Source organism: Neorhizobium sp. P1_A6 (genome assembly GCF_056406795.1).
Window position 1 is genome coordinate 586140 of record NZ_JBFTZM010000001.1, and the last position, 12984, is coordinate 599123.

The 12984-nt window shown below is 61.1% G+C and carries 10 protein-coding genes; 2 read left to right on the top strand and 8 right to left on the bottom strand.

The window, feature by feature from the left end; genetic code table 11:
• Positions 1 to 2 precede the first annotated feature (2 nt).
• Positions 3 to 1808: an ABC transporter ATP-binding protein gene (locus AC1D3C_RS02735; protein ID WP_477481780.1), complete on the top strand. Its 1806-nt coding sequence runs from the start codon at positions 3 to 5 to the stop codon at positions 1806 to 1808.
• A 111-nt stretch (positions 1809 to 1919) separates the two neighbouring features.
• On the opposite strand, the gene AC1D3C_RS02740 is transcribed toward AC1D3C_RS02735, so the two are convergent.
• From AC1D3C_RS02740 to AC1D3C_RS02765, 6 genes are all read right to left on the bottom strand, one after another.
• Complete coding sequence (locus tag AC1D3C_RS02740) at positions 1920 to 2879, bottom strand: dihydrodipicolinate synthase family protein (RefSeq protein ID WP_477481781.1); 960 nt, start codon at positions 2877 to 2879, stop codon at positions 1920 to 1922.
• An 86-nt stretch (positions 2880 to 2965) separates the two neighbouring features.
• On the bottom strand, positions 2966 to 3742 hold the full coding sequence (locus AC1D3C_RS02745; RefSeq protein WP_477481782.1) for an ABC transporter ATP-binding protein: 777 nt from the start codon (positions 3740 to 3742) through the stop codon (positions 2966 to 2968).
• Complete coding sequence (locus AC1D3C_RS02750) at positions 3739 to 4596, bottom strand: ABC transporter ATP-binding protein (RefSeq protein WP_477481783.1); 858 nt, start codon at positions 4594 to 4596, stop codon at positions 3739 to 3741. Before AC1D3C_RS02750 ends, AC1D3C_RS02745 begins: the two co-directional genes overlap by 4 nt.
• The gene (locus AC1D3C_RS02755; RefSeq protein ID WP_477481784.1) at positions 4593 to 5525 is read right to left on the bottom strand and encodes an ABC transporter permease; all 933 of its coding nucleotides are present in this window, start codon (positions 5523 to 5525) and stop codon (positions 4593 to 4595) included. The genes AC1D3C_RS02750 and AC1D3C_RS02755 overlap by 4 nt, the downstream gene beginning before the upstream one ends.
• Before the next feature lie 5 nt (positions 5526 to 5530).
• Positions 5531 to 6643 carry an ABC transporter permease gene (locus AC1D3C_RS02760; protein ID WP_477481785.1) on the bottom strand — a complete coding sequence of 371 codons (1113 nt, stop codon included), beginning with the start codon at positions 6641 to 6643 and terminating at the stop codon, positions 5531 to 5533.
• A gap of 7 nt (positions 6644 to 6650) precedes the next feature.
• A complete protein-coding gene (locus AC1D3C_RS02765) occupies positions 6651 to 8234 on the bottom strand; it encodes an ABC transporter substrate-binding protein (protein WP_477481994.1) in 1584 nt (527 codons plus the stop codon).
• A 622-nt stretch (positions 8235 to 8856) separates the two neighbouring features.
• Here AC1D3C_RS02765 and AC1D3C_RS02770 point away from each other — a divergent pair.
• Complete coding sequence (locus tag AC1D3C_RS02770; RefSeq protein WP_040124163.1) at positions 8857 to 9573, top strand: FadR/GntR family transcriptional regulator; 717 nt, start codon at positions 8857 to 8859, stop codon at positions 9571 to 9573.
• Between the two features lie 336 nt (positions 9574 to 9909).
• Here the strand turns inward: AC1D3C_RS02770 and AC1D3C_RS02775 are convergent, their stop codons facing one another.
• Positions 9910 to 11043 (bottom strand): ABC transporter ATP-binding protein, encoded by a 1134-nt coding sequence (locus tag AC1D3C_RS02775; protein WP_477481786.1) that lies wholly within the window; start codon positions 11041 to 11043, stop codon positions 9910 to 9912.
• Complete coding sequence (locus tag AC1D3C_RS02780) at positions 11036 to 12964, bottom strand: glycoside hydrolase family 127 protein (protein ID WP_477481787.1); 1929 nt, start codon at positions 12962 to 12964, stop codon at positions 11036 to 11038. Before AC1D3C_RS02780 ends, AC1D3C_RS02775 begins: the two co-directional genes overlap by 8 nt.
• Positions 12965 to 12984: the final 20 nt, after the last annotated feature.

The following is a 12984-nucleotide window of genomic DNA, read 5'->3' on the forward strand; positions in this document are numbered from 1 at the left end:
ACATGACTAATCCGATCCTTTCGATTTCAAACCTCAACACTGCATTCCGTGTCGGCGGCGAATGGCGCAATGTCGTGAACGACGTCAGCTTCGACATAGGCGCGAAGGAGACCGTCGCCGTGGTCGGCGAATCCGGCTCCGGCAAGAGCGTCACGGCCATGTCGATCATGCGGCTTCTGTCGCCCGGCAATTCGCGCGTCACCGGTCGCATCGATTTCGAGGGCAAGAACCTGCTCGACCTGCCACTCGACGAAATGCAGTCCATCCGCGGCAACCGCATCGGCATGATCTTTCAGGAGCCGATGACCAGCCTTAATCCGGTGTTGAAAATCGGTCAGCAGATCACTGAAGTCCTCGTCCATCATCGCGGCATGTCGAATGCGCAGGCCGAGGCGGAGGCCGTCCGGCTCCTGGATAAGGTGCGTATCCCGTCGGCGAGGTCACGCCTCAACGAATATCCCATGAACTTCTCCGGTGGCATGCGGCAGCGCGTCGTCATCGCCATTGCGCTTGCCTGCGATCCGAAGCTATTGATCGCCGACGAGCCGACGACGGCGCTGGACGTCACCATCCAGGCGCAGATCCTCGAACTCATCAAGGCCCTGCAGGAAGAGGAGGGCATGTCCGTCCTCTTCATCACCCATGACATGGGCGTGGTGGCGGAAATCTCCGACCGTACCGTGGTCATGTATCGCGGCGATGCTGTCGAGACCGGCACGACGCGCGAGATTTTCGCCGGGGCCAAGCACCCTTACACGCGTGCGCTTCTCTCTGCCGTGCCGCAGCTCGGTTCCATGACCGGGGTTGATCGGCCGCTGCGCTTCCCGCAGGTCGACATGGCGACCGGCGATATCCAGCCCCCCGAGCCGACGGCGGATACGGTGAGGCGCGATGCCTCGCCGATCCTGAAGGTCAACGACCTGGTGACCCGGTTCGACATCAAGAAGGGCTTCCTGCGCAAGACAGTCGGCCGCATTCACGCTGTAGAGGGCGTTTCACTGCAGTTGCGGCAGGGCGAAACGCTTTCGCTCGTCGGAGAATCCGGCTGCGGCAAGTCCACAACCGGCCGTTCGATCATCCGGCTGACGGATGCGAAGTCCGGCACGATCGAGATCGACGGCAAAAACGTCCTGGGGGCCGGCAAATCCCAACTGGCGGACATCCGGCGGGAAGCGCAGATGATCTTCCAGGATCCGTTCGAAAGCCTCAATCCGCGTATCCGCATCGGCAATGCGATCGCCGAGCCGATCGTCACCCATGGACTGGCCGATGCGGCCGAAGCGAAGGAACGGGTGGCGGAACTGCTCGAACGCGTCGGCCTTTCAGCATCGATGGCCGACCGCTTCCCGCATGAATTCTCCGGCGGCCAGCGGCAGCGCGTCTGCATTGCCCGCGCTCTTGCTCTCGAGCCGAAGCTGATCATCGCCGACGAAAGCGTGTCCGCGCTGGACGTGTCGGTCAAGGCGCAGGTGATCAACCTGATGCTCGACCTGCAGGAGAAATACGGTCTCGGCTACCTGTTCATCAGCCACGACATGGCGGTGGTGGAGCGGATCAGTCACCGCGTCGCGGTCATGTATCTGGGCGAGATCGTCGAGATCGGCCCGCGCCAGGCCGTGTTCGAAAACCCGCAGCATGAATACACGAAACGGCTGATGGCGGCGGTCCCGATCGCAGATCCGTCGCGTCGTCAGACGCGCCGGATATCGAACGACGAGATCAAGAGCCCGTTCCGTGCTGCGGATTACGTGCCGCCGAAGCGGTCCTACAGCCAGGCCGGCGAAGGCCACTTCGTACAGGTCGCATAAGGTCAGGTCTGATAAGGCACTTTGAAACCGTTCCGCCAAGCTTATGATGATCGGTTCCAGGTCGGTGGCGGCGTGCTCAGGCGGTTTATTGAATGCGCAGGGATGCACTTCCTAGGCCCGCTCAACCTGCTTCTCGACCTGACCGGATTGATATGCCCGGTCCGCCGCCAGCAGTTTCTGCGAGGTTGCCGTTATGGCGGAGAGCACCTTAGCGTCGGTGATATTCTCCAGGAACGGCAGCATCGGGCCGGTATCCGCAATGCCGGCGGTCGCGACCGCTTCATGCAGGACGCGGAGCGGCGATACGCCGTCGCGCAGGTCTTCCAGCCCCATGAAGAAGGCCCGCAGCCGTTCCGCCTCGGCGGCGTTGCCGGCCTTCAGTGCTTTCAGGATACCGGTGGACATGGCGGGTGCGACGCAGACGGAGCCGGACGTGAAGCCCTGCAGACCGAAATCCATCAGGTGGCTGATCGCCGGCCGCTCGCCGATGCCGGAGATGATGATCTTGCGATCGACCTTCTGGACGAGTTCGGAGAGGTAGGTATCTTCCTTCGGGTTCTGCCGGACGACCGCGTATTTGATCGTGCAGATCGCCCCATCCGCAACGACGGCCGCGAGATCGGCCGCCGAAATGTAGTCGAGCGATTTCACATAGGCGATGATCGGCCGCCCGTAGGCGTCGGCGATACGGCGAAGGCCGGTTGCGACGCCGGCCGAAGTCACCGGGAAATTCAGGGGCAGGACCATCGCTGTCGGCAGGTCGTGGTCCTTGAGAACTGCGATCTGGTCCAGCGACTTGCCGTAGTCCGGACCGACCGAAGGGATAAGCCAGGTGCCGGAGGGGGCGATCTCCTTCAGCATGTCGACCATCTCCGCGAATTCGCGGACGGAGATATTGTAGAGGTTGGCGTTGCCGCCATAAAGCGCTGTCGTCACGCCGCCTTGCGCCAGATGCGCCAGAATCTGGCGGTTGCCTTCGCGGTCGAGCGTGTAGTCGGCCTTGCGTGCCAGGGGCGGCACGGAGAGGACCGATTTCGCAAGCATTTCGGGTGTCACGGAAAAATTGGGCATGGCTTCAGGCTCCCGGTTCAGGCGTGAGTGGAAAAGCATTGAGGAACGGTCTTGCCCAGCGTTCAGGCGCCGGGCGCCCGTTCGAATCAGGCCGAGTTCATGACCTCGACCGGGCGCATTTCCTGCTTGCCGTAAGCGCGGCTGGCGGAAAGAAGCCGTTGGGAATAGGGATGCTGGACATGGCCCGAGCGGATCTGCTCGATGCCGGTTTCCTCGACGATCTCGCCGCCGTTCATGATCGCGACGCGGCTGCAGAGATGCGCGATGACGGCCATGTCGTGGCTCACCAGCAGGTAGGTCAACCCGCGTTCCTTCTGCAGGTCGGCGAGCAGGTTGAGGATTTCCGCCTGCACGGAAACGTCGAGTGCCGAGGTCGGCTCGTCGAGCAGCAGAACAGGCGGGTCGAGGATCAACGCGCGGGCGATCGCGACGCGCTGCCGCTGGCCGCCGGAAAGCTGATGCGGGAACCGATAGCCGAGGCCGGGATCGAGACCGACTGCTTTCAGCACGTCGGAAACAGCGTTTTCCTTGATCTGCAGGTTCTGATTGCGCAGTGGTTCGATCAACTGCGAGCGAACTGTCTTGCGCGGATGCAGCGAGCCGTAGGGGTCCTGGAAGACCATCTGGACGTCGCGGAAGAAGGCTTTGCTCCGTTCCGGCTCCAGCGGCTTGCCATCCAGCGAAATCCGTCCGCCGTAATTGCGGTTGAGGCCGGAGATCGCCCGGAGCACGGTGGATTTGCCGCAGCCGGATTCGCCGACGAGGCCGAAGGATTTCCCGCGTTCGACGGTGAAGCTGATGCCCTTCACAACGAGCGGCGTGCGCGGGCCAAACCGGACGGTGAGGTTTTCGACGTCGATCATGACGGCACTCCGATCGTGGGTTGCGTCAGCCAGGACGGATCGCGCGTCAGCGTCGGCAGGCGTGCCGGCGGGTTTTCGATGGACGGCAGCGAGGCGAGCAGCCCTTGGGTATAGGGGTGCCGGGCATTGTCGAGTTCGGACGCCTTCAGCACTTCGACGACGCGTCCCGCATACATGATCAGCACCCGGTCGCAGAATTTACGGATCAGGTTCAGATCGTGGCTGATGAAGATCAGGCCGAGGTTGCGCCGGGCGATCAGTTCGTCGAGCAGCGCCAGAACGTCGAGCCGCACGGTCACGTCGAGCGCCGACGTGGGTTCGTCGGCGATCAGCACTTCCGGCTCGGCGATCAGCATCATGGCGATCATGATGCGCTGGCCCATGCCGCCAGAAACTTCGTGCGGATAGAGCCGGAAGACGCGTTGCGGATCGCGGATCTTTACCGCTTCCAGCATTTCCAGCACCTTCTTCTCAGCGGCCTTCCTGCCGGCTTTCGGATAATGCAGCCGATAGGTCTCGGCGATCTGCTCGCCGACGCGCATGACCGGGTTTAGCGAATATTTCGGGTCCTGCAGGATGAGGCCGATCTGCTTGCCGCGGATATCCATCATCTGCTTTTCACTGGCGGCCAGAATATCGGTGCCTTTGAACGTCATCCGGTCGGCGGTGACCGTTGCGGTCGGCGGCAGGAGCCGCATGATGGCCCGGCCGACGGTCGATTTGCCGGAGCCGGATTCGCCGACGATGCCGAGCTTTTCGCGGCCGAGTTCGAAGCTCACGCCGCGCACGGCTTTCACGAAGCCGTGGGCGAAGGAGATTTCCATATTTCTGACATCGATGAGCGGTTCGGTCATTCGCCACCTCTGGGGTCGAGTACGTCGCGCAGGGCATCGCCGACGAGATTGAAGGCAAGGCTGACGACCGCGATTGCAATGCCGGGTGCGGCGATAACCCAGGGGCTGTCGAGCATGAACTCGCGGCCGGTGGCGGCCATCGCGCCCCATTCCGGCCATGGCGGCTGGGCGCCAAGGCCGAGGAAGCCGAGGCCGGCGGCCGTCAGGATGATGCCGGCCATGTTGAGCGTCACGCGGACGATGACGGAGGGAACGCACATCGGCAGGATATGGCGCGTGATCACGGCGGCCGAGGATGCGCCTTGCAGCCGCACGGCGGCGATATAGTCCATTTGCCTGAGGCTCAGTGTTTCGGCGCGGGCGAGGCGGGCGATCGGCGGCCAGGCAGTCAGCGAGATCGCGATGATCGCGTTGGTGATGCCGGGACCGAGAGCTGCCGCAAAGCCGAGCGCCAATACGAGACCGGGGAAGGAGAGGAAGATATCCGTGATGCGCATCAGCACTTCGTCGACAATGCCGCCGAAATAACCGGAGCAGGTGCCGATCAAGAGCCCGATCGGTGCGACGATGATCGTCACGAGGATGATGATGTCGAGCGTCGTGCGTGCGCCGTAAATGATGCGGGCGAAGACGTCGCGACCGAAATTGTCGGTTCCGAGAATGTGGTCCCAGGAGGGCGGCGACAGGCGGATCGCCATGTTCTGAGCGATCGGATCGTATTGCGTCAGAAGCGGGGCGGCGGCGGCGGTGAAGATCAGGATCAGGATAACCACCAGGCCGACGATGCCGAGCGGATGTTCACGGAATTTCAGCCAGCCCTGGTAGAATTGCTGCAGAGACGCATGCAGCGTGCCCTTGGGTTCAGGGGCGAGAAGCCAGCCGCGAATGCCGGGAGGCGTGGGGCGAGATTGGGAAACGGGTATCGCCATATCTGTCACCGTGTTCTCGGGTCGAGGATGCGGTAGAGCACATCCGACGTGATGTTGATGATCAGGAAGACGATCCCGATGGTGAGAACCGCGCCCATGACGACATTCATGTCGTTCATCTGCAAGCCGCGGGTGAGATACTGGCCGAGCCCCGGCCAGGCAAAGACGGTCTCGATCAGCACCGCGCCTTCAAGCAGGCCGCCGAGCGTCAGCGCTATGATGGTCAGGAGCTGGACGCGGATGTTGCGGAAGGCATGGCGCCAGATCACCTGGCGGGAGGCCAGCCCCTTGGCGCGCGCCGTGATGATGTATTCCTGGCCGAGCTGCTCCAGCATGAAGCTGCGCGACATGCGGCTGATATAGGCGACGGAATAATAACCGAGGATCGAGCCGGGAAGGATGATGTGGCCGAGCGCATTCTGGAAGACGTCCCAATTGGCTTCCATGGCGGAGTCGAGCAGCAGGAAGCCGGTCACCGGCGTGACGATGCCTTCGTAATAAACATCGACGCGCCCCGATGCACCGACCCATTGCAGCTTGGCATAGAAGATGAAGAGCGCCATCAGACCCATCCAGAAGGTCGGGATCGAATGGCCTGCAAGACCGACGATACGGGCGACATGGTCGATCGGCTTGCCGCGATGAACCGCAGCCGTGATGCCGAGTGGCACGCCAACGATAGTGCCGACGATCATCGCCACCAGGGTCAGTTCGATCGTCGCCGGGAAGATCGACAGCAGATCGGTGACGATGGGCTGGCCGGTGATCGCGGAGACGCCGAGATCGCCGGTCAGCACTCTTTTCACATAGCTGAGGAACTGGATGTAGACGGGCTGGTCGAGCCCGAGTTGCTTGAAAACCCGGTCGTAGACTTCCTTGCTGACCTCGGGTCCGGTGATCGCCAGAACCGGATCGGCCGGCAGCAGGCGTCCCATCGAGAAGGTCAGGAAGAGCAGCCCCAGCAGCGTCGTCACCACAGCGACGACGCGACCGATGAAGTGACGGACGGCAAGCTTGATGCCATCGTCCGGCATGTCATCGACCGGGCCATTGGTGGCGGGACCAGTCGTGGTCGGTACGGGCGAGTTGTCTCGTGTCGTCATGTCCACGCTGGCCACGTCAATCCTACTCCTTGGTTTTCGTCACGTCGTGCCAACGGGTCGACCAGGTCGTATGCCCCTGATAACCCTTGACATTGGCGCGAATGACATAGGGGTCGGTGCGCTGGAAGAAGACGATCAGCGGCGGGTTCATGCCCTTGTAGATCGCATCGATCTTCTTGAATATTTCCGTGCGCTTGGTCGTATCGTGTTCCTTCATCGACTGATCGACAAGGGTGTTCAGCTCTGGAACCTGCATGGCGGTGCGCCACAGGTAATAGCTGCCGAGACGGGCCTCGTCGCGATTGTCCGGGTTGTAGGCATATTGGGTGGCGACCGCGAACGGATCGGGCAGGCGGGCACCGGAATTGCCGAGCAGGATTTCGTATTTGCGCTCGCGGAAGGCTGGTGTGTACTCGCCGGGCACCAGGTTAAGGTCGAAGCCGGCCGCACGGGCGCTTGCCTGCAGGGCCTCAGTGAACGGCAATGTTGCGGCACCCGACGGGTTCAGCACCTTCTTGAGGCCATTCGGATAACCGGCCTGCGCCAGCAAGGCCTTGGCCTTGGCCGGGTCGTAGTCGTAACGGGATGTAGTGTCGGTCGGTGCACCGATCATGCCCTTCGGCACGACGGACTGCCACGGGAAGCCGGTATAGCGCATGATATTGCCGGAGATCGCCTTCCAGTCGAAAGCATGCTGGAATGCTTCGCGGACCAGAGGCTTCTGCAGATCAGGGTCCTTCTGGTTCAGCGCGATATAATAGAAACCGAGACCCGGAACATTGTCGATCACCATCTTCTTGTCGTTCGCCAGCGCATCCAGGTCGCCGCTTGCGAGATACTGGCCGACATCCACGTCGCCGGCCTGCAGCTGAAGGCGCAGGTTACCGGATTCGGGGATATGCCGGGTGATGACGCGGACCATGGCCGGGACACCGCCCCAGTATTTCTTGTTGGCTTCGAAGACGGCGATGTCGTTCGGACGCCATTGCGAAAGCGTGAAAGGACCGCTGCCGGCGGAGTTGGCGGCAAGCCAGGCGGCGCCGAAATCACCGTTCGCCTCATGCGACATGACGGTCTTCTTGTCGACGATGCCAAGCGAGGAGCTGGCGAGCGAATAAAGCACGAGATCGGTGCTGACCTGGATCGGCAGCTCGATTTCCAGCGTCTGCGCATCCTTGGCGCGCACCAGCTTTTCGACATTGTCGGCTGTAAAGCCCCAGAGCGCAATATCGGTCGAGCCGACCTGACCACGCTTGATGACGCGCTGGATCGACCAGGCGGCATCTTCGGCGGTCACCGGATTGCCGCTCTGGAACGTGGCGTCGCTGCGCAGCGTGATGGTGATCAGCTTGCCGTCGGCCGAGGCGCTCCACTTGGTCGCGAGCATCGGCTGCAGCTTCTGCAGGTCGTTCTGCGGCAGCTGGACGAGGTTGTCGTAGATATTGGAAATCAGCTCCGAAACCGTGCGGGCATTGTTGTCCGCCGGGTCCAGAGTACGGATGCCGGTCAGGTTCGTGCCGATCACCAGCATGTTCGGCGGCGATGCGGCGAGCGCTGCGCCCTGCGGGACCGTCAGCGCTGCAGCGACCAGAAATGTCGCCGCCATAAGATGTTTCATCATGTTCAACCTCCCAATTGAAATCTTCGAGCTCTTCAGTTCGTTCTGCTTGTCGTGTTCAGCATCAGGAATTCGATCCGTCGCGAGTCCTCGCCTTTGATCTGTTCGTAGAAATATTCGAGGATGTGCGGCAGTGTTCCTCTGTCGGAAAAGGCATGAATGAGCGAGCCGACGCGCTGGCGTGCCGGGCTTGAAGAAATGTACTGTCGACCGATGCCTGAAGCGGGCAAAAACTCCCTGTTGCCGAAGCTTCGTGGCTTACGGCCCAGGGTGCGACAGAAATGACGTTGAAGTTTGGCTTTGCGACCTCAGCTGCGTTTCCCGCGGCAGCGATGATGGTCGATTCGCGCCGTGTGCTGCATCTGAATATCTCCTCCCTGAGACGCCGAATGCACTTCGACAATTTCGAATACGCTAACACGGTCACCTAAGTTGTCAACTCTCATTTCAAATTTTGTAAAAAAAGCCGCAAAAGAAGTAATTTTTGATGACATCTTTGAAATTGCGCCTATCGATAGATAGGCAGGCCCGCGCCATGGTCGGGACTGCCATATCGCGCGCCGGGAGGGCCGCCGGGACGAGAGTTTTGGGAGCTAGGGGGAGATGTTGAATGGCGGAACTGCAATTGACGCCGCCGCGCAAGGAGAGGCTGGCGGACAAACTATACGGCCAGATCCTGGAGCAGATTCTGAACGGCGCCTTCAAGGAAGGCGATCGGCTGCCGGCGGAGAACGATATCTGCTCTGCTTTCTCCGTATCGCGCCCGGTGGTTCGCCAGGCCTTGATCCGGTTGCAGGCTGATGGCCTTGTCTATTCGCGGCGCGGTTCCGGCACATTCGTGCGCGCCGTGCCGCCCTCGGCCATTACCCGCTTCGTGCTGCCGTCCAATGTCGCGGGTTATCTGAAGTCCTTCGAGGTTCGTTTCGCGCTGGAGGCTGCGGCAGCGTCGCTGGCGGCGGAGCGTCGCTCCAGCCAGAACCTTCACAATCTCGACGAAGCCAACGAGCTGCTGCGCGAAAAAATCATGAACGGCCAGTCTCCCAGCGAGGCGGATTTCAATTTTCATCGCGAGGTCGCCGTCGCGAGCGGCAACGACCTGTTCGTATCGCTCTTTGAGCACCTGCGCGGAGAGATCAGCGGCTCCATGGGCGTGGCGCTCAACCTGACGAAACTGGGCTCGGACGAGCGACGCATCGCCGTGCTGCGCGAGCACCAGCAGATCGTCGAAGCGATCCGGGCGAGAAACGGGGAGCACGCGGCGCTCTATATGCGCTACCATCTGGTGCGCGCCCGCGAGCGGATTACCGACGCGCAACGCGATCCCTGACGAGGGCGATATGTTGCCACGACGGCGGGAGGAGAGCGACGTCGTTGAAGGGAAGGAACGTGACCATTCGGAAATCGGCATAAGACACTGCCTCGCCGGATATGGTCGGCGTGGACAGTTTTCTGGGTGGACATGATGTATGTCGGCTTTCCGGTGATTTCGCTGCCGGGCCTTCTTTTCTCTTAATCTTCTCGAGGCCTGCGAGAGACTTTTGGTGCCTTGCCGGCAGACATTTCGCGGGTCAAAGCTATTCATCCGTTTTCATTGATTGTCCCGAAGCATCGCGACGCCACCGCAGATCTTCAAAATCAGCCCTCAATCCTTACTTTGGCATCCTTAAACCGTTAAATTGTCATTAGGAGCCAGCGTATCCGTCAGTGCGGTTTGTTCGATTCGCATCCCAGCGCTATCGAAAAAGCGCAGGTGCGGGCCATCCCACGAAAAATGGACGGTATCGCCGGCGTCAACAGGAACCGGTGACCGGTGTTCTGCGATGATGGCCTGCCCTTCGTCCGTCTGGCAGTAAAGAAATTGGGTCCCGCCTAGATATTCCGAGAAATCCACCCTGGCCTGCAGCATCGCTTCGCCGGCGGTCGACACGAACAGATGTTCGGGGCGAATGCCCAGCGTGATCTTTTCGCCCGGCGACAATGCCTGTGCGTCCAGTGATACCGGAATCCGGCTGCCGCCGAGCAATACCGATCCATCTTCCGCCCATTTCGCTTCCAGAAAGTTCATGCGCGGCGAGCCGATGAACCCGGCAACGAAAATGTTGGCCGGTTTTTCGTAGACCTCACGCGGGCTGCCGGTCTGCTCTATCCGCCCGTCGCGAAGGACCACTATCATGTCGGCCAGCGTCATCGCTTCCGTCTGGTCGTGGGTGACGTAGATCATCGTATTGCGTAGTTCCCGGTGCAGCCTTGCGATCTCGATACGCATCGATACCCGCAATTCAGCATCGAGATTGGACAACGGCTCGTCGAAGAGAAACACCTCGGGTTTGCGCACGATTGCGCGGCCGATCGCCACCCGCTGGCGTTGGCCGCCGGACAGCTGGCCGGGGCGGCGATCCAGCAGCGGATCGATTTTCAGGATCGCAGAGGCCGCCCTCACTCGCGCTTCGATTTCCGCCTCTGGCGTCCGCGCCATTTTCAGACCGAACGCCAGATTGTCGCGCACGCTCATATGCGGGTACAGCGCATAGGACTGGAACACCATAGCGATGCCGCGCTCGGACGGATCGAGATCGGTGACATCGCGCCCCTTGATCTCGATTTCGCCGTCAGTGACCTCTTCGAGCCCGGCAATCATCCGCAGCAGCGTCGATTTTCCGCAGCCGGACGGACCGACGAAGACGACAAAGGATCCTTCGGTGATCCGGAGGTTGATGCCATGAATGACCTCCAGGTTGCCGAAACTCTTGCGGATATCGGTAAGCACGACCCCGGTTCTGGCTATCTCGTCACGCATCGTTGCGTTCGCCCGCTCTGACCCAGACCAGCATTTCACCTGGCGACCTGTTGTCCCAGAAAGGATAGGGTACGAACCGTACCATCGCTTCCTCCGTCTCAGGCGGCCGGGTGCGATAGAGCGCGTCACCCCAATCAGCCTTGTCGCGGCTTGCGGGAACATCGAGCGCCACGGCGCCGCCGAGATCTTTTAAGTCAGCCGTCGTTGCCTGCGAAACGCCGCTTGTCAGCCTGATGCCGTTCAAGCCGTCGCCATTGTCGGTCGCCTCGACGCAATAGACCATCGGCCCGCGCATCAGCGCCGTGCGGCCGGCATCGTGCCGCACCAGCGGATTGGCAAACAGCGCGCGCGGCGCCAAGGGAATATCGAGATCGATATGATCGCCGCTCGTCCAGTCCCGATCGATGCGGGCATAGCCGTCGATCGTGACCGAGGCAAGATCGATCGTTTCGCCATTGACCTTCAGCGTTACGCCATCCGCCCATTCGGGGATGCGCAGTGAGATCGCAAAGCGTGTCGTCCTGTCCGTCGTCACATCGAATCCGATCGCGCCGTCCCAGGGATAATGCGTCTTTTCGGCCAGCCGCACCTTGGCCCCACCGATATCGAATCGGGCCTGGCTTTCGCCGTAAAGATGGACGGCGATCTCGTCGTCCGACACCGCATACATATACGAGCCGATTGACGCGAGCAGACGGGCGATATTGGGTGGGCAGCAGGGGCAGGGATGCCAGATCCAGCGGTGATGCTTCCCGGCGCTTTCCAGAGGGTTTTCATAGAAGAAGGTTTTGCCGTCGAGCGACAGGCCGGACATGGCGCCATTGTAGAGCGCCTGTTCCATGATGTCGGCATAGCGCCGGTTCGGACCGCGCCCGAGCATGCGGCTCGCCCAGAAGACGAGACCGACGGAAGCGCAGGTTTCGGCATAGGCGCTTTCGTTCGGCAGGTCGTAATAGTCGGTGAACCCTTCATTGGAGACGGCAGGCCCGATACCGCCGGTGAGATACATCTGCTTGGTGATCAGATCGTCCCAAAGCGTATCGAGCGCCGCCGTCAGGCTGTCATCATTGTATTCGGTGGCGATATCGGCCATGCCGCAATAAAGATACATGGCGCGCACGGCATGACCGACGACCTTTGTCTGTTCGCGCACCGGCTGATGCGACTGGCTGTATTCATAGGTTTTCTGGATGAAATTGGCGGGATCGCGGCCGTCGCGGATCGCTTCCTCTGTGAAATAATGCGGTTCGGTGCCGCGCTCGTCGATGAAGAATTTGCAGAGGTGGAGATATTTCTTTTGTCCCGTCACACGCGCCAGCTTCACTAGTGCCAGCTCGATTTCCTCATGGCCGCAATAGCCGCGCAGTTGGCCCTCGCCACGGCCGAAAGTCTTGATCAGGTAATCGGCATAACGGCACATGATATCGAGAAGCTTGCGCTTGCCGGTTGCCTGAAAATAAGCGACCGCTCCTTCGATCAAATGACCGGCGCAATAGAGTTCATGATGGTCGCGCAGGTTGGTCCATCGGCGATCCGGCTGGACGCGCTGGAACCAGGCGTTCAGGTAACCGTCCTCATCCTGCATCTTTCCGTACATGTCGATGATCTCGTCGACACGGGCTTCGAGCTTCGGGTTCTTCCGCCGATAGAGCGAATAGGCCACCGTCTCGATCGACTTGCCGAGATCCGAGTCCCAGAACATCTGCGTGGTGCCGCCCCAGGGTTGGATCGGGATGACGATGCCGGGGCTCGGCTTGCTGGTGTCGATGGCATCAAGCATGCCAGCCTCGACGCAGCGGTCGAGCAGCATTTCGGCCGTGGTGTCGCAGATCGCTTCCTGGCGATCGCCGAATAGGCCGTGGATATCGACGCTGGGTACGGGCAGCGGGCGGAACTGGCGGTCTCTTTTCATGGTGTTCATCGCGTCATCCGTTTCTTCAG